The organism is Variovorax sp. MHTC-1 (genome assembly GCF_003984645.1).
Taxonomy (GTDB): Bacteria; Pseudomonadota; Gammaproteobacteria; order Burkholderiales; family Burkholderiaceae_C; genus Variovorax.
The window spans coordinates 39,846-64,501 of the sequence record NZ_RWKI01000018.1 but is presented as its reverse complement, the minus strand read 5'-3'; the positions used below and the strand labels follow the sequence as shown (position 1 = coordinate 64,501).

The following is a 24,656-nucleotide window of genomic DNA, read 5'->3' as shown; positions in this document are numbered from 1 at the left end:
ACGCTCCGTGGCGCAGATCCTCCGCTTCGAAAGCTGAGCTCCGGGCGCACGCTTCGGTCAAGCGCCGAGTTGCCGGCTGCACTGCGCCTGATTCGCTTCGACTTCCTGTTGGCCTTGCGCCAGATGCAGTTGCGCAGGGTCGGTTTTCCCTCTGAAAGATTGCGCGACACGCACGCAACTATCAACTTTGACAGTGCCCGTGTTTCGGTCCTCTCGCTGTAATGCGGCCTCGTGCAGAAAGAGGAAGAGGACGCCATGGAAATCATTGCTGGAACGGCCGAGGCATTGCCTGCAGGCATGCTGTTCGACATCGCTCGCTATCGCTACCGGGTCTTCGTGGAGAGGCTCGGCTGGAATCTCCAGACGCGTGGCGGCACCGAACTGGATCAGTTCGATCGGAAGGACACCTGCTACCTTGTCGCGCGCAACGCCGAGGGCGAGACGGTCGGCACGGCGCGCCTGCTGCCTACGCATCGGCCCTATCTCCTTGCCTGCGTCTTCCCGCAGTTGCTTGGCGGTCTCCCAGCGCCCCGTACGCCTCGCGTCTGGGAGCTCTCGCGCTTCGCCGCCGTCGACTTCGGCGCGCGGGACGCCTCACTTCGCGATCCCTATGGATCATCGACGGCGCTCGAGTTGCTGGCCGCCGCGATGCGCTTGGTCGCCGAGCAGGGCGCGCAGCGGCTGATCAGCGCCTCCCCGCTCGGCATCGAGCGCATCCTGCGTCGGGCTGGCGTGAGTGCCCATCGGGTGGCACCTCCAGTTCTGATCGAGGGTCAGCACCTGTTCGCCTGCTACATGGACGTCGACAAGAACTGGCGCCCGCGCGAGGACAGGCGCGGCGAGATGACTGGCTAGCGTTGTCCGAGCTGAACGTGTATCCGATCTCTCGCGCGCGCCGAGCGGCCGTTCCAGGCGTCTCAGCCAAGCAGCCCGAGGCGCGACGAGCGTGCCACGGCCGAGTTCTTGTTGTTGGCCCGCAGCTTGGCGATGGCGTTCCTGATATGGAAGTTCACCGTCGGTCTGGAGAGGCCGAGGATGGCTGCTACCTCCTCGCTCGACTTGCCGTCGGCCGTCCAGCGCATCACTTCCACCTGCCGGCTCGTCAATGGCTCGAGTTCGGAGAGTGGACTTTCCCCCAGATAGTGCGAGAGCGCGCAGTGCGCCGTATTCACGAGCCACTTGAGCAACGGGTCGTGCGAAAGCACTTCAGCGTCGGTGAGCTGCTCGCTCGATCTGGCCAGGGACAGCATGCCCACGCGACCGTCCGCTTCGAAGATGGACTGTGCCCATCCCACGCGCAGTCCGAACGACCGCGCCTCGGCCCACATCTGCGGCGTCTGTCGAAAGACCTGGTCGCTCCAGATCACGGGCTGCAGACTGCGCACGCCGTGGGCGACGGTCGGATCGACCTGCAAGTAGCCTGCATCCAGATAGCGCCGATTCCAGCCTTCGTCGTAGGTGCTGAGCATTCGCGTCTTTGGCCGGGTGAACGGAACGGGCACGCGAAGCCCATAGGCGCAATGCTCGAAGCCCAGATGCCTGGCTGCCAGACTGATTTGCTCGAATGCCTCCGACACATCGCTCACCTCGGTGAGCCGCGCGAGAACATGTTGTGTCCACTCGGTCATTGCCAGCCTCCGCGTAAACGCGCACAAGGATCGATGCAGAGCGAGGCCCGCTGGCGACGCCATTGCAACGCGAATCGCTGCGTCGCCGAGCTCGCATGCGGCGGGTCTTCGGGCCCGCGCAACTCGATGTGGTTCATGGCCGCTGTCGCGCATCGACAACATTGATCCGCTCAAGTCTAGAAGCGCGGCGCTCGTGTGCAAACAAACATTTACCACGATTCCTGCCAACTGGAAGACTGTTCCGCTCAGACATGAAGTCGGCCCATCGAGCTGGCTTTCGGGGGCATGGTTGATAGAGGCTGCAGTTCCACGCTGGCGAGCAGTGCCTCATACAGATGCATACGGTCTCGTTCTTGCTGCTTCCCGGGTTCTCACTCCTGGATGTCGGCGGCGCGCTCTCGGTATTCGAAACGGCCAACGCGTTTGCGGAGGTGACCGCCAACTCTCGTGGCTATGTCTTGCGGTTGTTGGCCGCCAGAGAAGGCGCGGTTGTCAGTTCGAGCGGCATCGCGCTTTCAGCCTTGGCGCTGCCGACCCGGCTGAAGGGGACAGGACATGCGGTGGTCATCGCCGGGCGGTCGCGAGCCGACCCCGGCGACAGCCAGCCGACTGACCGGTTGGCGGTATGGCTCGCGCGCAATCAACCGCGTATCGATCGAGGAGCCGCGTTTGGCAAGGCGGCGTTCCTGCTCCTGCAGGACGCCGCGGAGGTAGGGGCGCGGCGCGCCCGGGCAGCGCGCGAGTCCACCATCGCCGTTCAAGGGGAGCGTGAGCCTGCCAGCGGGCCTGCCCCGGACGGCGGATGGGTGTCGGGAGCGTCGCATTCGGGGATTGATGTGGCGCTGTCCTGGGTTGAGCAGGACCACGGAGGAAGGCTGGCGGAAGCGGTCGCACTGCGCCTGCCTGCGCCGCGCGGCCGCAGCCTTAGACCGGCGTGCTACCGCAGCGAACTGATCGAGAGCCCGCCCGGCGATGCGCGCATCACGCAACTGCATCTCTGGATCGCGAAGCACCTGCATGAGAGGCTCACGGTCGGGCGGCTTGCAGCGCAGACCCTGATGTCCGCGCGTTCCTTCGCTCGCGTCTACAGGGAAGCCACTGCCTCGACGCCGGCGCGCGCCGTCGAGCAGATCCGGCTGGAAGCGGCTTGCCGCCTGATCGAGACGAGTGCGCGCCCGCTGAAAGCGATCGCGGCGCAATGCGGGTACGGCTCGGTGGAAGTGATGCGGCGTGCCTTCGTGCGCAACTTGAAGACGACGCCAACCGAGTACCGGCGCGGCCATGCGTCAGCAGCCACATGGCCGAACAAAAGCTTTGCTGCCCCTGCGACTGGTAAGTCGCAGGCCCGCACTTCGCGTGAACGGACATGACATCGAAGACCGATTAATACGCTAACGGCATCCGGTTCGTCCAACTCCCCGTCCTAATGACAACCCCACACCGAAATACGGATCAATGACCCAAATGCTTGGCACAATCGAGGTGTGCCGTTAGCGTATTTATATGTCCTCTCTTTCCCTCTTCGATGACCCACCGAGCGAAGCTCACCGCGCCGCATTCGAGCGCTGGCTGGAGGATCAACGCGCCTCGGGCTCGCTGCGCCAGGCCGCATCGGCCGAGGTGTACCGCGACATGTGGGGCGCATTCACGACCTGGTGTCTCGGCCAGTCGCCGGCAGTAACGCTGGCGTCTCTTGACTTGAGGGACCTGCAGGCCTTTCAGGCAGCCCGCTTCGGACGCAAGAGTTCCGACCTGTCCTTGTCCCCCCGGCACGCGCTTCGGCTCGTGCGCTTGATTGATCGCGTGCTGCGCCACCATGCAGCCAGCAACGACCTCCCTGCGAACGCCGCGGCTTCCGACTGGCTCGCGTCGCATCCCGAGGTTCGCTATGCGGAGGCCGCGAACGCAGATCCGTTGCCTGAATTTCTATCTGCGGCGGAAGCCAAGCACCTGATCACCTTCTTGTCTCAGGCAAGGCCTCGGCCAGGGCTGTCGCCCGCCAGACGCGACGCCCATGCGGCGTTCACCTGGCAGGAGCTTCGCAACAGAACGGCGGTGGCGTTGCAGTTGGGCGGCGGCCTGACGCCCGGTGACGTTCGGGCACTGACACTGGCATCACCGGTCTCGCGCGGCGGGCGCGTCCGTGATCGACCTTGGAAGGTTGCCGTGCCGGGCGACGGAACATCGTCCGCGCGCGAGACACCCATTGCGCCTTGGGCGGGCGAACTGCTTCAGCACTGGCTGCAGGTCCGGAAGGAAGCGCGCATTCAAGGCGACTTCCTGTTTCCATCGACACGCGCCGGCAAGCCGTGGGGCAAGGAATCGCAATACAAGTGCGCACGACAGGTACTCGAAGACGCCGGGCTAGACAGCAGCGGCGAAGGTGGCTCCTTCCGGCTGCGCCACACCTTCGCCCTGCGGCAGTTGCGCCGCGGTTTCGATCGCGAGGAAGTCGCGCGCTGGCTGGGTGTCGAACCCGATGTCATGAGCAAATACCAGCGCGTCCTCGTCGCGCCGATCGACGTGATCTGAGCCCCTCGCACTGCGGCCGAAGAGGTCTGGATCCACCTTCGTCGGCCCGCCCGCCTTCTGCGCCTGGCATGCGCTTTCATTGCCTCTGGCGCAGGGTTCCTCATCCTCGCCGAGGCGTGGCACGCTACCCCTGTGTCGCCCAGCAGACGAGCCGTAGCTCGTCGAGCTTGATCAGGTGGCTCGAACCATCGCCGAATCGGACTTCCGCCAGGTCGTTGTCATGCGCCTTGAGCCTGAGCGCACCCCGCCGGCCGCCATGTTCGACCACCAGGACGGTTCGCCCGCCGCTGTTCGGGCGCCGGCTCCGCGTTGATGCAGGAGCCGTCGATATCTCGGGCTGCGGCGGCCGCGTGACTGTTGCGCGTTCAAGCACCGAGTCGACCCTCCTGCGCGTGATGGGGCCCGGCCCCTCAAGCAAGACGGCGGCTTTTTGCGGCTGCGTCCTCGCCGCCAGCGACAACTGATAGAGAACCCGAAGGTCGGTCCCGAGACGTCCCGCATCGAAAGCCGTCCGGACCTGCGCAGGCGCATCGATCAAGGCCGCGGCCTCGGAGATGAAGGAGCGGGGCTTGTTGAGCCGGCGGGCGACCTCCGCGCGCGTGTGCCCTTCCTTCTCCCGCTCTGCTATGAAGAGCGCCAGGTCGAACGGCGACATGCTCTGCCGATGCAGGTTCTCGGCGGCCTGTGCATAGGGGTCGAGGCGCTCGTCCAGGAACGCGGGCACGGCAGTCAAGCCTGCGTGCCTGGCGGCGCGCACGCGTCGTTCGCCCCTGTTAACGATGTAGCGGCCATCGATCCCCATCGAGCGACGCAGCGAAACCGGCTCCAGCACGCCATGCGTGCGGATCGATTCGGCCAGTTCGGCAATGCCCGACTCGTCCAGCGTGCGGCGCGGCTGCAACGGATCGAAGTCGATCAAGGACAACGGCACCTGCGTCGGTGCACATGCGCCAGGATCCGGTGCCCCGCTTGCCAGGAGGTCGCTGGCCTTGAACTGCGCCAGCACGCTCAGGTCCAGCGCCTCGTGCGTACTCATTGCGTACTCTCCTTTGCCAGGCCCGCAGTCGCCTGCACCACCGATCCTGCCGAGCGCGCATCTTCGATTCGAAGCTTGAGCAGTTCAAAGACCTCGAGCACTTCTGCACTCGCCTGCCGCGCCGAGGTCTTGGCGAGCTGCCAGACTGGCACGCCCGCAGCGATTCCCTCGGGGATGGCGGAGCGCGTGGAGATCTTTGCGGGCAGCACGAACTCGCTGTAGTTCAGAACCAGTTCCTGCAGCGCAGCGCGCTGCCGCAGCGAGTGGGGGTTGAATCGATTGGCGACCATGCCCGCCAGCCGCAGTCGCGGGTTGTAGCGCCGCTGGACACCGAATATCGTCTTCAGCATGTCAGTCACGCCGACGATGCTGTACTCCTCCAGTTCGACTGGGCAAACCACGCTGTCCGCGGCGATCAGCGCCGCGCTCATCCTCAAACCCAACGCCGGCGGTGTGTCGATCACCACCCAGTCGAACACCCTGTCCAGCGCGGCGACCTGGCTGCGGAACACCGGGATGACCGTCTCTGGCCTGGCCAGCTCCAGATCGGCCAGCTGCTTGCTGCCCTCCAGCAGGGTAAGGCTCGAGGCCACCACCGGCGCCCAGCGCAGCGCTGGCGTGGCAAAAAGTGCGCTCGCCGGGACGCGGCAGGCGAAGCGCCCAAGCGATCTCGAACAGTTGCATTGGGTATCGAGATCGATCACGCACACGCGAGCGCCGTGCCTGTCGGCAAGCCAGCGCGAGAACAGCACGCTCAAGGTCGACTTGCCGACCCCTCCCTTCTGATTGCTGAAGACGAGAACACCCATCGACACCCCCGTTTCGAACGATCTCTGACACCTCCGGTACCCGGTGATATAGCTCCTTTTACGCCGACGAGACACTGTCATCTTTGACAGGTTGAGCTGCCGACCTGCCGCCATAACATGACACGCAGCCAGCGCGCGAAGACACGCTCCCCCAATGTCTCCTCACCGAAGGTTCGCGATGAACCGGTCCGACCCAGGGGCGCCGTCATGCAGATCGACCCAGGCGTTGGAGTCCGCCGCAGACACATCGCCGCGTTTGTTCGTATTGATGCCCTCGCGTTTTACGGAGCAGTCACCAATGCAAGTTCGCAAACTTCAATGCATCGGAATGGTGGTGAAAGCCTGGAAGGCGCCCCGCACTTCTGCCGGCCTGAGCCTGGCCTTCTTCTTCATGGCAGCTCCCATCTGCGCCGAGCCGTCAGTGCCGGCGGTCGGCGCGTCCCAGCAGTCCGCGCGTGACGATGAGCGTCTGAGAATCCTGCGCGACGAACTCAGGACAACCGAGGCGCTCGCCGCGCATCTGGCAAGACGTCGAGCGGAGCGGATCGCCGCCGCGGATGCCGCGGGCGCGGACGAGGCCGAAGCACAGCGCGTGCGCGCCCTCAGCGATATCGCGGGCCTGGAGCGCGAGATCGCCGCGAGCCACCCGAGCCGAGGCGCGGGCCATGGCGCCCTCTTGCGGGCATCCAGCGCCTCGGCAACCAAGCCGAGGCCAGCCAACGCGAAACGAGCGGCACCCTGGTGGGATGTCTATGGCCAGGCCAGACGCGCCGCCGTGCCGGCTGCCGTGTCCTACACCTCGTCGGGTGCAGTCGACGCGCCGCTCGATCCGATGCACAGGACGGAGTAGCAGACATGCCCTCCCAACGTTTGATTCGAGGTGGTTCTGCTGCTCACGAATGGCAAGGGTTCTTGCAGGCAGGTGCGGCCAGCGACGAAGAATGCGGGCCGCGCCTTTGCAAAGCGTGCACTTGCGCCCTCGTCTCCTTAGTCAACACACGAGCCGCACACGGGGCGAATCGGTTGGCCTTGCTCGCCGCACTGGCGATGCTGGTACCTGGCATCGCCGTGGCGGGCAGCCCGTTTGCCACCGGGGCGAACGCGACCCAGGCCCAGCTGGTCGCGATCCTTACGCCCTTGGCCGCCGTGGCCGTGATGGTCTCCGGCGTGATGGCCTGGTTCGGCCGCATCAGCTGGTGGTGGATGGTCGGCGTCGTGCTTGGCACCGTGCTGGTCTTCGGCGGACCGCAGATCGTCTCCTGGATCCGCGGCATGTTCGGCGTGTGAGGAGGCTGGTGCGATGCTCTCCATGGACCGCAACCAAGGCATTGTCGCCGACATGCTCTTCGTCGGGATGACGCGCCCTTCGATGGTCTGGGGCGTCACCTACTCGGCCATGATGCTCAACGTCGTGATCACGACCGAGTCGTTCATCGTGACGAAGAGCCTGGCCTGGTTGCTGGCCTTCCTGCCGATCCACGGACTGCTCTATCTGCTGTGCCTCTACGAGCCGCGCTTCTTCGACCTGCTGCAGCTCTGGGGGCGCACCCGGCTCCCGGCCTGGCTGGCGGGCAACCTGCGCTACTGGCGGTCGAATTCGTACAGCCCCCTGGTGCTCGACCTGCCCAACGTGGGCGGCCGTCGGCGTCGGCCGCCTGGGCGCGTGCTTGTCTAAGAGAGGCGACGATGCCTCTTCTGCTTCGCAATGCAACAACGCTTCGTCGCGAGCTCGACGCCTCGTCCATGATTCCGTTGCGTGCCCATGTGGACGTGCATGTGGCCAGGACATCCGCGGGGGACTACGTGCAGACCCTGCGTCTTTGCGGCGTCAGCTTCGAGAGCGCCGACGACGAGGACATCAACAGCTGGCACGAACGCCTGAACATCCTCTGGCGCAACATCGCCTCGCCCAACCTGGCGCTCTGGACGCACATCGTGCGTCGCAGGGAGATGGGGTACCCGCACGGCCGCACCGTGCCGGGCTTCGCCGACGAGGTCGAGCAACGCTACCGCCGAAAGATGGCCGATGAGCGCCTCATGGTCAACGAGCTCTACCTGTCGCTTGTCTTCCGGCCCCAGCCCACGCGCATTGGCCATGCGGCCCTGCGCATCCTGAAGAAGACCGATCGGGAGGGTGAGCGCACAGAGCTCCAAGATTCACTGGAGGAGTGCGCCAAGAAGCGCCAGGAACTACTGGCCGCCCTGGAGCGCTATGACCCGGAAGCCCTGGGCATCTACCGGTTGCAGGGCAGCAGCGGGCTTTTCTCGTCGCTGCTCGAGTTTCAGGGGCTTCTGATCAATGGCGAATGGCAGCGCATGCCATTGGCCGGCGCACCGCTGAATGAGGTGCTGGCCACCACCCGCCCCTTCTTCGGCAACGAGGCCATGGAGTACCGCACGGCCACCGAGGCTCGCATCGGCGCCTTTCTGGGGATCAAGGAATACCCGACGCCCACGGCACCCGGCATGTTCAGTGCGCTGCTGACGGCGCCCTTCCCCTTTGTGCTGACGCAAAGCTTCACCTTTCTCGCCAAGGGCACCGCGATGGACATGATGAGTCGCCAGCGCAACCGCATGGCCGCAGCGGGAGACATGGCGGTTTCGCAGACGCAGGAACTGGATGACGCGCTCGACGACCTCGCAAGCAACCGGTTCGTGGTGGGCGACCATCATTTCACGCTGCATGTGCTGGCCGACGCCTTGGACGGTGTCGGCGAGGCGCAGCGCCGCCCTCGCCTGAAGCAGCTCAACGACAACATTGCGCGTGCCCGCTACCTCCTGGGCGACACCGGCATGGTGGTGGCGCGCGAGGACCTCGCGCTCGAAGCCGCGTTCTGGGCTCAGCTGCCGGGCAACTTTGCCTATCGCACGCGCAAGGCGCCCATCACCAGCCGCAATTTCGCGGCCATGTCGCCCTTCCACAACTTTCCCACTGGCCGGGCCACGGGCAACTTCTGGGGTAAAGCGCTGGCGATGTTCGTCACGCGCGCAGGCTCTCCCTACTATTTCTCGCTGCATGCCAGCGACCCGAGGCGGGCCGACGGCGGCAGCCGGAGGGATGTCGGTCACCTCACGGGCGTGGGCCCGGTGGGCACCGGCAAGACCACGTTGCTGGGCTTCTGCATGGTGGCGATCTGCAACCGCCTGGATGCGACGCAGGTCATCTTCGACAAGGACGAGGGCCTGCACATCCTGGTTCGCGCACTTGGCGGCCGGTACCTGCCGCTGAAGAACGGCGTGGCGACCGGATGCAACCCGCTGCAGCTCGACGCCGCGGTCGCCGACAACGTCGAGTTCATGCGGCACTGGCTACGGCGGCTGGTGCTGCGCGCCCCGGCCGAAGTCCTGAGCGTGAGGCAGGAGGAGGACCTCGACCAGGCGCTGCGCGGCACCTTGCGGCTCGACCCGGCGTTCCGCAGGCTCTCCCGGCTGGCCTCCTTCCTCGACGTCACGGACCCCGAAGGCATGCACGCGCGGCTGCGCAAGTGGTGCACCGCCGAGCAGGGCGGCTACGCCTGGGTTTTCGACAACGACCGCGACGACGTGGCCCCGCTTCTGGCGCACCACTCGCTCGTTGGATTCGACGTCACGGACTTCCTGGACAACGAGGTGGTTCGGGCGCCGCTCACCATGTACCTGTTCCATCTGGTCAATCGCATGGTCGACGGTCGTCCCCTCGTCTGCTGGATGGACGAGTTCGCCAAGCTCCTGAGCGATCCGGCGTTCGCCGCGTTCGCGAGGAACGGCCTGGAGACCTGGCGCAAGAAGAACGCCAACATCGCGACCTTCACCCAGAGCACGAGCCATGTCCTCGATTCGGATATCGCGCGCGCGATCGTCGAGCAGACGCCGACCAAGATCCTGTTCCCCAATCCCGAAGCCGACTACCGGGAGTACACCGAAGGCTTCAATCTCACCGACAGGGAGTTCGCCCTGATCAAGCAGGAGCTCGAGCCGGGTTCCCGTCAGTTCCTCATCAAGCAGAACCATGTCAGTGTGGTTGCGCAGCTGGACCTCCAGGGCTTCGACGACGCCCTGCACGTGATCTCGGGGCGCACCGGCAACGTCCGCCTGATGCGCAGGCTCATCGAGCGGCACGGCGATCAGCCTGAGCGTTGGTTGCCGCACTTCCGTACGGCACTGGCGAATGGAGAAGCCACTCCCCACCTGACGGAACTCCACAGCCCCAAGGAGATGTTCCATGCGTAAGCAAATAGCTGGCCTTCTGATTGCCGGCGCCGTCACTCTCGCGCCGCTGCAGACCCGCGCAGGCATTCCGGTGATCGACTTTGCCGCCATTGCCAGCCTGATGCAGCAGCTCGTGGCGTGGCAGCAGCAGCTCTCGGGAATGCAGAAACAGTACGAGCAGCTCCAGCAGTCAAGGGACCAGCTGGCGCGGACCTACGACTCCATGACCGGGAGCCGAGCCATGGAGCAGCTCCTGCCGACCTCGACCCAGGCGCGCAACTACCTTCCTCCGAGCTACGGTGAACTGATGAACACGGCGAGCGGCACGTCAGCAGGCTACACAGGAGTCGCCGAACAGGTGCAGGCAATCATGAAGGCCAACAGCATCCTGTCGAGCTCGCAGATGGAATCGCTGAGCCCGGAGATGCGGCAGATGGTGGAACAAGGACGTCAGGCATCCGCACTGTTCAACGGCACGACGCGAAGCGCTTACCAGAACACCAGCCAGCGGTTCGCCGCGCTCCAGCAGCTCATCCACAGGATCGGCAGCGCCCAGGACCTGAAGGCGATCCAGGATCTTCAGGCCCGCATCCAATCCGAGCAGGCCATGCTCACGAACGAACAGACGAAGCTGCAGAGCCTCTACCAGATCGCGCAAGCCGAGGAGATAGCTCGCCGACAACGAATCCGGGAGCGTTCAGCTGCCGATATTGGATCGGCAAGCGCGCTCTCTGTCGTGACCTACTAGGACCCGAGACAGCGAGGCACCGATGTCAAAGCTTGCTTGGTCTCTGCTTGTTGTTGCCATCGTCACTGCGGGTGGCGGGGCTTACTACTATGCGCAGCATCACACTGTCGTAGTCCCCAGCGTTCCTCGACCAGCGGGTGCTGCAACCCCGGCGCTGCCATCAGATCGAGATGATGAGATGCTCCGTCGGAAACTCGAGAGTGTCGGGAGCACCAGGACTCTCAGCCCCGTTCCGCTCACAAACGACACCTCAAACTGACGGTGAGTCGCATGGGACTCTTCACGCAGTTCTTTGCTTGGATCAACATGCAGGTCGCTGACTATGTCAGCACGAACACCGCGCGTGTCGCGTCCGCGCTCGAGCCCGCCGTTGTCACTCTTGCAACCATCTACGTGATGATGTGGGGTTTCCTGAGCCTTGCAGGTCGCATCCAGGAGCCAATCTGGGAAGGAATTCGACGAATCCTCCTTGTCGTCCTGATCCTCGGGGTCGCCCTTCGACTCTGGGCGTACAACGATGTGATTGCAAGTACGTTCTACACCGCACCGGATCAACTCGCCGCCGCGGTGATCGGAGCGCCGAACGTCGTTAGCGTAGTAGATCAAGTATGGTTAGACGGGACTGCAGTTGCGGAACATTTGCTGAACAAAGGAAGCATTCTCGACAGCGACTTTGCCTACTACGCAGCCGGCTTTCTTGTCTACCTGCTCGTCGGACTGACTGTAGTGGTTACAGCATTCATGCTCGCGCTCGCCAAGATCGCGCTGGCGATCCTCCTTGCGCTGGGGCCGCTTTTCATCGCCATGCTGTTCTTCGACGCGACAAGGCGATTCTTTGAAGCCTGGGTGGCTCAGCTCGCGAACTATGCATTGATCGGCATCCTGGCGCTTTTTTGTGCCGCCTTGCTACTGTCTGTACTCAAGGCCTACGCCGCGAGTGCAGCCGCGTCAGGGAGCGGCATCACCATTGCGGAGAGCACACGCGTGTGCATGGTCTCGGCACTCGTGTTCCTCGTAATGCGGCAGGTTATGCCCATAGCAGCCGGTCTGGCCAGCGGGGTTGGGCTGAGCACCTATGGCGCCGTCAGCGGAGCAATTCGCTGGGGGATGGGAGGAACCAGGCGGTCTGCCTATGAGTTCAGTCGCGGTCTTTTCGAAGGCATCCGCGGACAGCCAGGCGGCAAATGGGATTCCCTGCGGCGTCTGGCCGGCAATCGCGCAGGCATGGGAATCGCCAACACCTTGAGCCGACTCGCCGGCCCATACCGCGGTGGCACCGTCATACCGCGCGAGCACGTCATGCGAAACCCGAATTCGCTTCGGTAGGCACGAACGGTTCCTCATGAAGCACATCCTCGCGCTTGCTGCATTCGCTGTGGTGTTGGGCTGCGGCACGCGACCACCCATGCCGCCCGAATGCGAGGGAGCCTTGAGTCCCATCAACGTGCCGGCAGCAACGACGGGGGCAGGTCATGATTCACGACCCAACCATTGATCGATACTTGCTCGAGGCCCAAAGCTGGGAGATGGATCGCACTCGCCGTGCGCTGCGGTCCTCGCAGATCGCCTGGTCGGTTGCAGCCACGGCCTGCGTCATTGCCATTCTGTCCGTCGCAGCCGTCGCTGGCCTTACGCCGCTGAAGCAGCCTGTCCCTGTCGTCATCCGCGTCGACAGCAGCAGCGGCATCGTTGACGTTGTGCCCACCTACGAAGGCACGACCGACATCGAGCAGGTGGTCACGCGCAACCTCCTGTCGACCTACGTGATCGCCCGTGAACGCTACTTCTACGGCACCGCCGAAGCTGACTACGAGTTGGTGGCCGCGGAAAACTCGCCTCGCCTCAACCAGGAGTGGGCCGCGCTCTGGAACACCAGCAACCCGTTATCCCCGCTGAATGTCTTCAAGGACGGCACTTCCGTGCGCGTTCAGGTCCGTTCCGTGACTTTCCTCAGGCTCGAAAGCGGCAAGGACAAGCTGGCGCAGGTTCGCTTCAGCCGCTATACCCGGGTGGGCGGCACCGGCGAAGAGCGGGTCAGCCATTGGGTATCGACGATCGAGTTCGCCTATACCTCGCCTTCCAAGGACGACAAGACCCGGTCTCTCAATCCCCTCGGCTTTCGCGTCGTCGAGTACCGGCGTGAACCAGAGGTCGCGACAGGCGACCCTCCAATCGGCAAGGCTGAAGGGCGATGAACGAACTCGCGCGCGCGCTCATGATGGGCGCATGCCTGGCAACACCATGTTTGCCCGAGCACGCACTGGCAGCAACGGTGCCGCCTGTCGGTTCCGTGGACGCTCGTGTTCGCGTCGTTGCCTACAACCCGGACGACGTCGTGACGTTGCAGGGCTACGTCGGCTACCAGATCCATCTCCAGTGGGCAGAGGGCGAGGAGTTCGTCAATCTCGGCTCCGGCGACAACGGGGCCTTCGACGTCGGCGCGGAGCGCAACCACTTCTTCATCAAGCCGAGGGAGGCGCACGCGGCCACGAATCTAACCGTGCTCACCAACCGCCGCGCCTACCACTTCGACTACGCCGTGTCCGCGAAGGCGCCGACCGGCGCTGCAGCCAAGCGCATGGTGTATTCCATTCGCTTCACCTATCCGGAAGAAGACGCGCGGCGCGCTGCGGTAGAGCGGGAGCGCCGCGAGACCGAGGCCCGTATGCGACAGGCGTCGGCCGCTCGACCCCGCAACAGCAACTACTGGTTCTGCGGCAGCGAGGCGCTTCGACCGATGAGTGCCTACGACGACGGGGTCCAGACGCGGCTGCGCTTCCAGGCGCGCTCGGAATTTCCGGCGATGTTTGTGCAGAACGACGATGGCACCGAATCGTTGCTCAACTTCAATGTCGAAGAGGACGAGGTGGTGATCCACCGCGTCGCCCGGCGTTTTGTTCTCCGCCGCGGCAAGCTGGTCGGCTGTGTCGTCAATCAATCGTTTGCTGGTGGCGGCGCGCGGACGGGCTCGAACACCAACGTCCCCGGCGTTCGGCGCACAACAGCCGACAGTTCGGAGGACGGCCCATGATCTGGCAAGACAACGTGCGCGGCCGCCGCGCGCCAGACCTGCCGGAGCAGAACGACGCCTACTCGGTGGATCGCGACACCGGCGAGATCCTGTCCTCGACGCAGGAAGCGCAGCCGAAGGCCGATCCCAGCGTCACTGACGCAGGCGCCAGCGCAGTGCAGGGTGAGCGGACAATTCCCTCGGTCAATCGCGAGCGCACCATCCAGTCGCGCGTCAGCAGTTCGCTCGCCCTTGCCCTCGTAGTGCTGCTCGGCGCGGGCTTTCTGTTCTGGTACTACACCACGCAGTACGCCAAGACCCGCGCTGCAGAGGATGCCGCAAGGAAGGCGACGGCCGCCCGCGTCGCCGGCGAGATGAAGGTGCCGCCGCTCGGTCGCATCGAGCCGCCGTCAGGGCCGGCGCTGGCCGCGACGCCGGTGTCTGCGAGCGTCAACCTGCCACCTCCGCCCCCATCGGCAGTCAATCCCAATGCCGGTCCCCCGCCGAAGACACCTGAGCAGCTGGCGCTGGAGCGTCAGCTCGGCATGCCCGTGCTGCGCCGCGCGCAGACCGCCCAGCCGGCAGGAGCGGCTGCGCCCGCCGGCGATACCACCCAGCCATATTCGCCGCCTGGCGTCATTCCCAGCATGTCGCAGCTGATCGGCTCGCTGCAGATGCCCGGCGAGGCAAGCCGCGCGTCGCCCGCACGCGCGTTGGCGGCCAACCTGAAGCCGACACTGACTGCCGCCGTCGCTGCCCAGTCGCTGCCCACGCGACGCATGCTCTTGCCGAAGGGCGCCTTCATCGACTGCACGCTCGAGACGGCGATCGATTCGACCTACGAGGGCATGACGACGTGCATCGGCGCGAGCGACGTCTATGGCGCGGACGGGCGCGTCGTGCTCCTCGAGCGCGGCACCAAGTACGTTGGCGAGCAGCGCGGCGAACCGCGCCAGGGCCAAGGGCGCGTTTTCGTCGTCTGGAACGAGGCGCGCACACCCACCGGCGTCGTGGTTCAGCTGGCGTCCCCCGGCACTGACGAACTGGGACGCAACGGGTTGCCCGGTTTTGTAGACATGCACTTCTGGCAACGCTTCGGCGCCGCCATCCTGATCTCCGTCATCGACGGCACGGTGCAGGCGATCGCGGCGCACCAGCGCAGCGGCACCAACGTGGGAAGCGGTGGGGATGTCGTGTTCGGCCCGCAAGGCGGCCGCGATGTCATGACCGAGGTGCTGCGCAGCACCATCTCCATCCCGCCGACAGTCATCAAGAACCAGGGCGAGCGCATCCAGATCCTCGTGGCGCGCGATGTGGACTTCAGGACCGTCTATGCACTCCGAAGCGACCCGCCCCCTCGGTGATTTGCTACCGCATGGCGAGGCGAGCGGCACCGGGCGGCCGGACTCGCGACTGCGCGGCGAACCCTCGTCGCTCGCCCTGTTCCTCGGTCCACTGGCCCCCATCCTGGCTGACCCGGAGGTCACGGAGATCTGCATCAACCAGCCGGGCGCAGCCTTCGTCGAGCGGCAATCACGCTGGACGCAGGAGGCCCTTCCGTTCGCTTCCTTCGACTGGTGTCAGTCGATCGCGAAGCTGGTGGCAAACCACACGCGCCAGCGCATCTCGGCCAACGAGCCGCTGCTTTCCGCGACCCTGCCTGGCGGCGAACGCATCCAGATCGTGCTGCCACCCGCCACCGAGGAGCGGACGGTCTCGATCACCATCCGCAGACCGTCGAACCTGCTCTGGACGCTGGGCGAACTCGAAGTGCTCGGAATCTTCGAGGCGACGCACAGCGTGCCACCGGCATGTTGCAGGCCGGCAGACCTCGAGGCCCTGTCGGCGGTGGATCGCGAGCTCACGGGCTTGCTGGCCGAGCGGCAGTTCGTCCGCTTTTTGCGCCGCGCTGTGCAGTTGCGCAAGAACATCCTCCTGTCGGGCGCCACCGGGTCCGGCAAGACGACCATCAGCAAGGCGCTGATCCTGGAGGTCCCTGCGGACGAGCGGCTCGTGACGATCGAGGACGTGAAGGAGCTGTCTCTTCGAAACCAGCCAAACCACGTCCGGCTCTTCTACTCGCAGGGTGCTCAGGGACAGGCTTCGGTCACACCGGGGCAGTTGCTGGCGAGCGCCAAACGCCAGCGGCCCGACCGCATTTTCGTGTCCGAGCTGCGGACCGGCGACGAGGTCTACGACTACCTGGTGTCGGTGAACACCGGCCACCCCGGCTCCATCACGAGCGTGCACGCGGACAGCGCGGGGATGGCGTTCATTGCGCTGGCGCAGTTGATGAAGCGCAGCGACGCGGGCCAGGGCATGAGCACACGCGAGGGGGTCGAACTGGCCCAGCTGAGCGTGGACGTGGTGGTGCAGTGCGCACGCGACCGGCAGCGCCGAACGGTGCGGGAGATCTGGTATGACCCTCGGACCAAGCGCAACGGGCTCGCTTAGCCCACTCAAGATCACGGTCGCACTGCTGCTCGCAGCCGTGGTCGGCCTGTATCTCGCCGGCTACTTCTTCCTGATGGCCTTGAAGCTGCCGCCGCATGACGCTACCCCGCTCACGACCTACCGATACTGGCAAGCGCACGGCGATCGTCCGGACATCCGCCGCACCTTGCTCGTGGCACTCGTCGGGGCCGAGAGCCTGGTGATCGGCTTGACCGGATTCGCCATGCTGCCCGGGCGCCGGGCGCTGCATGGCGAGGCTCGCTTTGCACGCCGGCACGAGATCAGGCGCGCCGGCTTGCTCGGCGAAAGCGGCATCATCCTCGGCCGTTTCGGCCGCCGGTATCTGGTCCTGCCCGGCCAGCAGGGCGTCGAGCTCGAGGCCCCGCCACGCAGCGGCAAGGGCGTGGGCCTGGTCATCCCCAATCTTCTGAACTGGCCCGGCTCGACCATCGTCAGCGACGTCAAGGGAGAAAATTTTCTTCGCACCGCCGGCTATCGCCAAGCTCACGGTCACGAGGTGCATCTCTTCGATCCGCTGTCGCAGCGCGAACAATCGGCACGGTGGAATCCGCTCGGCTATGTGTCGAGCATTCCCTATCGCTGCATCGACGACTTGCAGCGCATCGGCACCATGCTGTTCCCCGACCCTCACGCGGGCGACCCGTTCTGGACCTCTTCGGCACGCTCGCTGTTCCTTGGCATCGCCCTCTATCTGTTCGAGACAGAGGGCGCCACGCGCACGCTCGGCGAGGTGCTGCGCCAGGGCATGGCCAGCGACGACGAGGGTTTTCAGAAGCATTGGAAGCGCGTGATCGACGCCTGCGAACGCGCCGGCTACCCCCTGTCGCAACAGACGGTACAGAGCCTCTACGACGTGATCGACCTGGCGCCCACCACCGCCTCGAGCATCCGCAAGACCTTCACCAGTCGCCTGGACCTCTGGCTCAACCCGATGATCGACGCGGCCACCTCGGCAAACGACTTCGATCTGCGAGAGCTGCGCAAGCGACGGATCTCGATCTACGTGCAGATCAATCCGGACAACATCGCGCGGCTGCAGCCGCTGCTGAACCTCTTCTTCCAGCAGGCGATCGGCCTGCAGACCCGAGAGCTGCCGGAGAACAATCCCGCGCTGCGTCATCAGCTGCTGCTGATGCTCGACGAGTTTCCTGCGCTGGGTCGCATCCCCGTGATCGCCGAGTCGACCGCCTTCCTGCCCGGCTACAACGTGCGCACGGTGGTCATCGTGCAGTCGAACTCGCAGCTCATCGAGAAATACGGGGTCGAAGGTGCCAGGTCGATCCGCAAGATGCTGGCGGCGCGCATCGTCTTTCCGCCCAAGGAGTTCGAGGACGCCGAAGCGATCTCGCGCGAGCTGGGAACGTACACCGTCAGGCAGAAGAACGTCAGCCGCCCGATCTGGGGCGGGGCGGGAAGATCGCCGACCGTGAACATCAGCGAGCAGCCGCGAAGGCTCTTGCTGCCGCAGGAGGTCAAGGAACTGGACGCGAGCCGCATGATCGTGTTCTACGAGGGCCTGCGCCCCATTCTGGCCGAGCGTGTCTACTACTTCCGAGACAGGCACTTTGCGCGGCGTGAATTCCCGCCGCCGGACGTTCCGAAGCTCGACATCCCCCGGGGCACCCGCCTGCCCTCAACCGCCACTGCACCCGTTGCCCGCGCCGGAGCGACCGAAGGTGCCCCGAGACCCGCCGATGCTTCCAAGGGCCGCGTCGCTTCGAGAGAAATACACGAGGTGGCGATCGATCCAACCCGCCTCGACGAGCTCAATTTCGCTGATTTCTCGCTGGATTTCGATGATGTCGAGATACCCAAGGGCGAGATGACGGACGACGAGATCAAGGCACTGGCCGATATCTTCATCTCGAGGCTGCTCGATTGACCGGATGCACGGAGACAAGCATGGGCAAGGCAACCAGCGCCTTTGATACTCCTTCAGACGATACGGTGTCGCAACTTCACCCGGAGGTGGGCGATCCGGCGAATCGAATCGTGCCCGACGCGGTCACGCAGCGCTTCCTGCGCGTCGACAACCTGTACTTCTTTCCAGACCGCAGCCTGGCCTTCGTCGATACCGGGACCCGTCTCGAGGTGCGTACACACAATCTCGAGGTGGTGCACAGCATTGTGGCCATCATGCGGTCGCGTGGCTGGCGGGCCGTGCAAGTGGCGGGCACCCGGGCGTTCCGCAAGCAGCTGTGGCATGAAGCCACCCTTCAGGGTATTGGGGTGCACGGCTATCAGCCGCACGTGCAGGAGCTCCAACAGCTCCAGCGCGCCTCCGATCGCAGCCAGGCAGCAGCGCTTCGACCGGCGGAGCATCCGCCTCGGCCTCCAACGTCGGGCCTGCTGCCGGCCAAGGGCAGAAAAGTCGCGCGCGACGGCGTGCGTCCTCCGATCACGGGTGTCCTGCTGGCCCATGCCGCCTGCCCCTACCGGTTCGATCCGATGCAAAGCATGTCCTACTACGTGCGAGTCCGGACAAGGGTTGGGGAGCGTACGCTGTGGGGCGCGGACCTGGAGCGAGCGATCGCCGAATCGCGCTCAGGAGCGCAGGTCGGCGACGAGGTGGTGCTCGGCCAGCGCGGCGCACGGCCCGTCACGGTTCGCGTGCCGGACCGGAATGAGGCGGGCGAGCTGTTGGGCGAGAAGAGGATCTCAACCTCGCGCATGGCCTGGACCGTGGAGAAGGTGCAGTACCTCGCGTCACTGCAACGCAAGGCGGACATCGTGCGCACAGGACAGATGGCTGCCGGTGCAATGCTCTCCCGGTACCCCGAGCTGGCTGGCGCGGTCGTTGCGCTGAAGCTGGCCGAGCAGTTCGCCCGTCGACTCTCATCGCGCACGGACGATCAGGCTCGGCTCGTTCAGGCCATCCGCAACAGACTCGGCGATGCCATTGCGCACGGCGAGCGCATCAAGATCCCGGCGGGGCAACAGCATGCCCGACATCGCGGTCGGACCGTCCCGAGGATCGAAGACCCACTCCCCACGCGTGCCTGAACCGCCCTGAGAACATGGAAACGCCCCTCTCCGCTAAGGCCAAGGCGTCGCCGGCGTTCCGCATCGAAAGGTTCGTTGTTGCGGACGGAACACTCGAGGCGCTGAAATGGATCGCCATGGTCCTGATGGCGCTGGACCATATCAACAAGTACTTGCTGGGCGAAGCGCACACGGTCCTGTTCATCCTCGGCCGCATGGCGATGCCGATCTTCGGCTTCGTCCTGATGTACAACCTGGCTCGACCGGATGCGCTTGCCGCGGATATTCACCTGAGAGTCATGCGTCGGTTGCTGGGCTTTGGCCTACTGGCGACACCGATATTCGCAGGCTTGGTGGGGGCCTGGCCGCTGAACATCATGTTCATGCTTCTGCTCGCCACGGGCATGGTTTGGCTCATGGAACGCGGTGGATGGTGGCGCGTGACTGCAGCCGTTTTCGCCTTCATCGGCTTTGGCGCCCTGGTGGAGTTCTGGTGGTTCGGCGCGCTCAGTTGTCTGGGTGCATGGTTCTTCTGTCGAAGTCCGACAGGTGGTCGCCTTGCGCTGTGGGTACTGGCTCTTTGCTCTCTCTGGATCGTGAACCGGAACTTCGCGTCCCTGGCTGCTCTGCCACTCATATGGGGCCTCTCCAGAATCAATATTCCGCTAGGTCGTCACAAGCGCCTTTTCTATGCGTTTTACCCCGCGCATCTGGCACTGATCTGGTTGGCGCAGCGCTTCGTATGACTCTTGAACGGGAGAAGGCTGCCCGCTTCGGGGCCTGCCTGCCCGTCTGCAGGTGCATTCGCAGACACCGGCTCGAGCTTCCTTGGACCTCGAAGTCCATCGGCATGACAGGCCCAGGCGGCGGATGGGGCGTGTCGCGCTCCAAGGCGACGCAGAATCGAGAAAGCCTGGCAGAGCCAGGTACCCCCACGCCGCCGGAGGACCCGTTCCATGTTCGTTGTGACCCTCACCTACATCCGCCCACTTGAGGAGCTGGATGCGCTCATGTCGGATCACGTCAGTTGGCTGAAGACGCACTATGCGAGCGGCCTGTTCATCGCATCGGGCAGACAGGTTCCCCGCAAGGGCGGCGTAATACTCGCGCGTTCGGGCGACCGCATGGAGCTCGAGGCCATCTTGAAAGATGACCCTTTCGTGCAAACAGGCTGCGCTCGGGTGGAAGTTGTTGAGTTCAAACCGAGCATGACGGCGCCGGGCGCAGAGATCTTGAAGGAGATCTAGTCCGGCGGCATCGCGGACAGCGCCGTTGCCGAGTCAGCCAGGCCTTGGAGGATGCGGTCGGACACTGCCGGCGGAAAGCCCTTGGGTAGCCGCGCGCCAATGCGTTGGATGACGCCGGGCGTCGCGTCCAGCACGCGCTGAATCAGCCCCTCCGCATTCGGGCCGTAGTGGCACTTCTGCGCCATCGCGTTGAAGTGCCGGCGTTGAATGGTCTTGAAGTGGTAGTGCTTGTTCTTCCCCGATACGGCCATGGCCAGCCTGGCATCATGCTTGGAGAATTGATTCGGGCCGTTGCCCTCCACGGGCCAGATGGACATCACGTCATAGATTGGCGTGAGCCTGTATCGCCCCGCTGGGAGCAGCCCGATGCTGAAGTTCTTCGCGTGGCCGTCGGGGGCGCCCATCATCCAGAAAAGCAGTTGAACGGTGATGAGCGTGCCGAGGTCCTCCTCCGCCTGAACCGATTTCTGCAGCACCCTTGCCAGGTCGACCATTCCCGGGCCCCCGTCGGACTCGTACTTCATGTGCGAGGGTTTCCCCAGAACCTGGCAGAAGTCCTCCTGCGGCAGGCGCAACAGCCACTTTCCTGATGAATGCATCCGACGGTCAAATCGCTCGACGGCCAGCACTTTCTGGGCCCCGAAACGCAGGACTGCAGTCGGGGGCACGGGTATTCCGTACTCCTGGAGGATGTTCAAGCAGAGCCACTCGTTCTCGACGGACGTCGTGAAGTCGGCCCTGCGGTGCCCGACCAAGCCCAGGGGCAGCTTCAGGATGTGAGTGGTGGGTGTCGCGCCATGTGGACGCAGCCACTGCCCGTCTAACCACAGAAGAGCCGTTTTTTCCTGTGCGCCGGCGAGCGAGATACGCAATGCGTCGTCAGGCGCCAGCCGGGCACCGAATCCACGGGGGTCTACCGTCTGCCGCAGCAGATTCTCGACATCGTCCTCGCTCATTGGATCGCCCTCGATGCACTCGACATTGGCGGGAGCATCGTCCTCGCCTAGCAACTGGACGGCTCCCACGCAATCCCGACCGATGACCTGCAAGAGACTGAAGGCTTCCGTCGACTGTGTCTTGAATCGCTGTGCGAGCCGCTCTCGGATAGGCAGGCTGTCCGGCAGAAGGTTGTCGAAGTAGTTTTGGACCACGGCGCCCTTGTGCGGCATACCTTGGATGAGCGGCAGCGACAGGGACAGTGGACGGCCCGCTGCCGACTCCAACCAGGCGTCGTCGTAGTGCAGTTCATTCGCCCCGCGCCCGGGAACGCGCCAGGTCCCGACGCGCTCGCCGTTGGCCCAGATGGACAATGCCTGCGAGTGAGATTTGCGGCCCATTCGTGGTCACCATTCGGAGGTCTTCTTGGTGTCGGGCACATGGCCAGCGCGCCCAGTTGCATGCTGGCGAGCTGGCTCCGATGTCTGCGACGTCGATGCGCTCGCGACCGACGGCCGAGTGCCGACCATGACCTCCAGGCCCAGCACGCCGAAAATGGCCAGCAGCTGCTCTAGGCTCACCGAGCCCGGGTTAAGCTCCATGTGAGACATCCGGCTTTGGCTGATGCCAAGACGCTTGGCGAGCTTCTCCTGAGAGAGCCCGGCATCTTTGCGCGCAGATTTGATGAGGGGCCCCAGCTGTGAAGGGACTGAAAGCACTTGCCGCATCTGGGTTACCTATTTGATTGGTAATCCTCATCTTAGCGACACAATGGGTATTTGTCAAAATACCAATCACACAGCTATCCGCTGACTACCCATCAAACGGGTGCACGACTGGAACTCTGGAAGCAGGCGACGAACGATCTTGTGGTGAGTGGCATGCTCCAATCTCGGAATCGTCCTGCAAAGCCAGGAATCCAAGGGTGCCCGATTCCATCCGGAACGACTTGGCGTCAACGCTCTCCAGCGCTTTGGCTTCTGGCCCGCTCTCTCCAGCGGTCCGCCATTCGCTGCGCATCAGTCCGCACGGCCGGCAGACGCGCGACGAAGCGATCCACATGTGCGGCCAAATCACCTTCGCCCTGCCTTCGAAGCGTATCCGCCGTTGCGCGCCAATCCGCCTCTACCTCCCGCCGGGTGCCCTGCATTGCCTCCTGGCCAGCATCCAGGGCACCTTGCCCCGACCGGAGGATCTGGAGCACGCTGTCCAGCTTGGCGCGCAGGAAGGTCGAGGTAGTTGGCGGCTGATACTTGGCCCGTTCGCTGGTCGGCAACTGCCCGAACGCACGTAGTGCGCGCAGGCGATGATGGATCGCATCGCGGTGCGGTCGCCGGATCTGGCCGCGCACCTGCCGCGGCGTCGCATTGGCGGCCACTCCCTGTACGCGCATCAGCACGGCGAACTGCTCTCGCCATTGCCGCAACGTGTCCTTGCGGATGTAGAGGCGCTTTCCGGGCTCGAACTCGTGCTCGCACTTGACCACCAGGTGCACGTGCGGATGCGGCTGGTCCGTGTGGAGCACCATGGCGTAGCGGTACTGCAGCGCGAAGTTCTCGCGCGCGAACACGCGCGCCGCAGCCAGCACCTTCTCAGCGGGCGTGCCGGCCGGCATCGACAGGACGATGTTGTGGACGAGCTTCGCACGGGTGTCCTTCTGGCCCTCGGCCGGCCTGGGCTTGTAGTGGCTTCTGCAAAGGTCCAGCTGCCAGTCGGCCGTGATCTCCCTGGCGGCACCTCGGCCGCGCAGCGTCAGCCCCTCATCGGTTTCGATGGGCAGCTTGCCGTGCCGGCCGATGTAGCGCAGGTGCGCGTCCACTCCACCGACATCCCGCCCGCCGCCGGAGACCTTCACCATCACCTCGGGCGTACGGCCCACCGTGCGCTGTATCTGTGCGATCTGGTCGGCTCCAAAGCGAAACGTGCCACTTGGTCCTCGACGCCCGTAGCTCACGATGTCCAGTGCCATATCGCGCGCTTCGCCGGCAAGCCCGCGACTGCTTCGTCCCAGTCTCACCGTCTGCTTAGGCATTGTCCATCTCGCTGCTGGTCTCCCAGCTGATCAGGTTCCGGCGCACGACGGCGGCCGTGACTTCGCGTGCCGCCTCGATCTCCCGCCGGGTCAGCGCGATCGCATCACGCAGTTCCGATGTCACCGGGTCCGCCAAAGTGTTCGGCATGCCGAACCTTCGAAGCTGGCGCGCGAGAGCAGCCAGTTGCGCTCCGGTCGCCCTGATCTGGTCCAGCTCGCTCGGCGGCAGCACCGCCGAGCCACGAACGTGGTTGTGGATCAGCATGGTCAGGTAGCTGCCGGTCTTCATTCCACGAGTACCGGCCCGCTTTGCGGCCAACGTTCGATCACCGTTGCGCAGCCGCAGCGTGATGCGATCCTCTGCAACACCGCCAACGGTTGGATCACGCTCTAATCGTTGCTCGCCCGATTCGCGAGCCGCCGGCCTGTTGGCCTTCAGCACTTCGTCGATCAGTTTGGCGAGCAGTCCCGACTCGCTGAGTTGATGGCGCGCGGCCAGCGCGGCAAACCGCGCCCTGGTATCGGACGACACTCTGGTTCCAATCACGCTCGATCGAGAGTTCTTGGTCATTGCAACGCCATGACTGTTAACGATGTCTGACGGCAGTCTATCCTGCCCTCAACGCGAAACAAGGACTCCGCGTTCGGCATGCCCAACAACTGTGTGCCCCACAGCACAGTCACCAATCAACCGCTGCTCTAGCATCGAACCCTCGCCAGTTTGTTAGGCATGCCGAACGCTTCAGGCGGACCCACCATCAGCGAGTCGGACGTTCGGCACGCCGAACACGCGACCGATCGCTCGGGGCAAAAAAGGCCGGCAGGATCGGTGCCGGCTTCAGAGATCACGGAGCGGCAGCCAGACGTTGCAGCCGTTCACTTCGGGCCGCCCGGGCCAGCAGGCGCTGCCGGTCCTCATGACTCAGCTCCAAGCCGCGCGCGAAGTTGCCGGCGATTACCATCGCGTCCTCGCGCAGCAACGCGAGCGCTTCATGTGCCGGCAGCCCGCAAGGGCGCCGAAGCTCCCGGCACC

General features: G+C 64.7%; 25 protein-coding genes. 17 read left to right on the top strand and 8 right to left on the bottom strand.

Going from position 1 to position 24,656, the window contains the following annotated elements; all coding sequences use genetic code 11:
- Positions 1-255 precede the first annotated feature (255 nt).
- The gene (locus tag EJI01_RS22630; RefSeq protein ID WP_126839413.1) at positions 256-855 is read left to right on the top strand and encodes an acyl-homoserine-lactone synthase; all 600 of its coding nucleotides are present in this window, start codon (positions 256-258) and stop codon (positions 853-855) included.
- A 62-nt stretch (positions 856-917) separates the two neighbouring features.
- Here EJI01_RS22630 and EJI01_RS22625 read toward each other — a convergent pair whose 3' ends face one another.
- Positions 918-1,628: an autoinducer binding domain-containing protein gene (locus EJI01_RS22625; protein ID WP_126839376.1), complete on the bottom strand. Its 711-nt coding sequence runs from the start codon at positions 1,626-1,628 to the stop codon at positions 918-920.
- 335 nt (positions 1,629-1,963) lie between these two features.
- On the opposite strand from EJI01_RS22625, the gene EJI01_RS22620 reads away from it, so the two are divergent.
- On the top strand, positions 1,964-2,998 hold the full coding sequence (locus EJI01_RS22620) for a GlxA family transcriptional regulator (RefSeq protein WP_126839375.1): 1,035 nt from the start codon (positions 1,964-1,966) through the stop codon (positions 2,996-2,998).
- Between the two features lie 133 nt (positions 2,999-3,131).
- The gene (locus tag EJI01_RS22615; RefSeq protein ID WP_126839374.1) at positions 3,132-4,160 is read left to right on the top strand and encodes a tyrosine-type recombinase/integrase; all 1,029 of its coding nucleotides are present in this window, start codon (positions 3,132-3,134) and stop codon (positions 4,158-4,160) included.
- Between the two features lie 124 nt (positions 4,161-4,284).
- On the opposite strand, the gene EJI01_RS22610 is transcribed toward EJI01_RS22615, so the two are convergent.
- Both EJI01_RS22610 and EJI01_RS22605 read right to left on the bottom strand, forming a co-directional pair.
- Positions 4,285-5,196 carry a ParB/RepB/Spo0J family partition protein gene (locus tag EJI01_RS22610; protein ID WP_126839373.1) on the bottom strand — a complete coding sequence of 304 codons (912 nt, stop codon included), beginning with the start codon at positions 5,194-5,196 and terminating at the stop codon, positions 4,285-4,287.
- Positions 5,193-6,005 carry a ParA family protein gene (locus tag EJI01_RS22605; RefSeq protein ID WP_126839372.1) on the bottom strand — a complete coding sequence of 271 codons (813 nt, stop codon included), beginning with the start codon at positions 6,003-6,005 and terminating at the stop codon, positions 5,193-5,195. Before EJI01_RS22605 ends, EJI01_RS22610 begins: the two co-directional genes overlap by 4 nt.
- 298 nt (positions 6,006-6,303) lie before the next feature.
- Between EJI01_RS22605 and EJI01_RS22600 the strand changes: the two genes are divergently transcribed.
- The 14 genes from EJI01_RS22600 to EJI01_RS22535 all read left to right on the top strand — a co-directional run bounded on the left by EJI01_RS22600 (position 6,304) and on the right by EJI01_RS22535 (position 20,655).
- Positions 6,304-6,855 (top strand): hypothetical protein, encoded by a 552-nt coding sequence (locus EJI01_RS22600; RefSeq protein ID WP_126839371.1) that lies wholly within the window; start codon positions 6,304-6,306, stop codon positions 6,853-6,855.
- 5 nt (positions 6,856-6,860) lie between these two features.
- Positions 6,861-7,292, top strand: coding sequence for a TrbC/VirB2 family protein (locus EJI01_RS29435; protein ID WP_260602602.1), 432 nt, complete (start codon positions 6,861-6,863; stop codon positions 7,290-7,292).
- 22 nt (positions 7,293-7,314) lie between these two features.
- Positions 7,315-7,680, top strand: coding sequence for a type IV secretion system protein VirB3 (locus tag EJI01_RS22590; protein ID WP_126839370.1), 366 nt, complete (start codon positions 7,315-7,317; stop codon positions 7,678-7,680).
- An 11-nt stretch (positions 7,681-7,691) separates the two neighbouring features.
- Positions 7,692-10,214 carry a VirB4 family type IV secretion/conjugal transfer ATPase gene (locus tag EJI01_RS22585; RefSeq protein ID WP_126839369.1) on the top strand — a complete coding sequence of 841 codons (2,523 nt, stop codon included), beginning with the start codon at positions 7,692-7,694 and terminating at the stop codon, positions 10,212-10,214.
- Complete coding sequence (locus tag EJI01_RS22580) at positions 10,207-10,941, top strand: type IV secretion system protein (RefSeq protein ID WP_126839368.1); 735 nt, start codon at positions 10,207-10,209, stop codon at positions 10,939-10,941. The genes EJI01_RS22585 and EJI01_RS22580 overlap by 8 nt, the downstream gene beginning before the upstream one ends.
- A 270-nt stretch (positions 10,942-11,211) precedes the next feature.
- The gene (locus EJI01_RS22575) at positions 11,212-12,267 is read left to right on the top strand and encodes a type IV secretion system protein (protein ID WP_126839367.1); all 1,056 of its coding nucleotides are present in this window, start codon (positions 11,212-11,214) and stop codon (positions 12,265-12,267) included.
- Between the two features lie 146 nt (positions 12,268-12,413).
- The gene (locus EJI01_RS22570; RefSeq protein WP_126839366.1) at positions 12,414-13,136 is read left to right on the top strand and encodes a virB8 family protein; all 723 of its coding nucleotides are present in this window, start codon (positions 12,414-12,416) and stop codon (positions 13,134-13,136) included.
- On the top strand, positions 13,133-13,972 hold the full coding sequence (gene virB9, locus EJI01_RS22565; RefSeq protein ID WP_126839365.1) for a P-type conjugative transfer protein VirB9: 840 nt from the start codon (positions 13,133-13,135) through the stop codon (positions 13,970-13,972). The genes EJI01_RS22570 and virB9 overlap by 4 nt, the downstream gene beginning before the upstream one ends.
- Positions 13,969-15,315, top strand: a complete 1,347-nt coding sequence (gene virB10, locus EJI01_RS22560) for a type IV secretion system protein VirB10 (protein ID WP_126839364.1) — start codon at positions 13,969-13,971, stop codon at positions 15,313-15,315. Before virB9 ends, virB10 begins: the two co-directional genes overlap by 4 nt.
- Positions 15,284-16,405, top strand: a complete 1,122-nt coding sequence (gene virB11 / locus EJI01_RS22555; protein ID WP_126839363.1) for a P-type DNA transfer ATPase VirB11 — start codon at positions 15,284-15,286, stop codon at positions 16,403-16,405. Before virB10 ends, virB11 begins: the two co-directional genes overlap by 32 nt.
- Positions 16,371-18,308, top strand: coding sequence for a type IV secretory system conjugative DNA transfer family protein (locus tag EJI01_RS22550; RefSeq protein WP_126839362.1), 1,938 nt, complete (start codon positions 16,371-16,373; stop codon positions 18,306-18,308). Before virB11 ends, EJI01_RS22550 begins: the two co-directional genes overlap by 35 nt.
- 20 nt (positions 18,309-18,328) lie before the next feature.
- Positions 18,329-19,429 (top strand): LPD7 domain-containing protein, encoded by a 1,101-nt coding sequence (locus EJI01_RS22545; protein WP_126839361.1) that lies wholly within the window; start codon positions 18,329-18,331, stop codon positions 19,427-19,429.
- Positions 19,430-19,443: 14 nt separating this feature from the next.
- Positions 19,444-20,154, top strand: coding sequence for a TraX family protein (locus tag EJI01_RS22540; protein ID WP_126839360.1), 711 nt, complete (start codon positions 19,444-19,446; stop codon positions 20,152-20,154).
- Positions 20,155-20,364: 210 nt separating this feature from the next.
- Positions 20,365-20,655, top strand: a complete 291-nt coding sequence (locus tag EJI01_RS22535; protein WP_126839359.1) for a YciI family protein — start codon at positions 20,365-20,367, stop codon at positions 20,653-20,655.
- On the opposite strand, the gene EJI01_RS22530 is transcribed toward EJI01_RS22535, so the two are convergent.
- The 5 genes from EJI01_RS22530 to EJI01_RS29420 all read right to left on the bottom strand — a co-directional run bounded on the left by EJI01_RS22530 (position 20,652) and on the right by EJI01_RS29420 (position 24,603).
- Positions 20,652-21,992 (bottom strand): type II toxin-antitoxin system HipA family toxin, encoded by a 1,341-nt coding sequence (locus tag EJI01_RS22530; RefSeq protein ID WP_126839358.1) that lies wholly within the window; start codon positions 21,990-21,992, stop codon positions 20,652-20,654. The two genes, EJI01_RS22535 and EJI01_RS22530, sit on opposite strands and share 4 nt — an antisense overlap.
- A gap of 6 nt (positions 21,993-21,998) precedes the next feature.
- Complete coding sequence (locus EJI01_RS29615) at positions 21,999-22,319, bottom strand: helix-turn-helix domain-containing protein (protein WP_126839357.1); 321 nt, start codon at positions 22,317-22,319, stop codon at positions 21,999-22,001.
- Positions 22,320-22,546: 227 nt separating this feature from the next.
- Entirely contained in the window at positions 22,547-23,560 is a 1,014-nt protein-coding gene (locus tag EJI01_RS22520; RefSeq protein WP_260602601.1) for a relaxase/mobilization nuclease domain-containing protein, read from the bottom strand.
- Between the two features lie 55 nt (positions 23,561-23,615).
- Complete coding sequence (locus EJI01_RS29425; RefSeq protein ID WP_260602600.1) at positions 23,616-24,194, bottom strand: hypothetical protein; 579 nt, start codon at positions 24,192-24,194, stop codon at positions 23,616-23,618.
- 274 nt (positions 24,195-24,468) lie between these two features.
- Positions 24,469-24,603, bottom strand: a complete 135-nt coding sequence (locus EJI01_RS29420; protein WP_260602598.1) for a hypothetical protein — start codon at positions 24,601-24,603, stop codon at positions 24,469-24,471.
- Between the last annotated feature and the right edge of the window lie 53 nt (positions 24,604-24,656).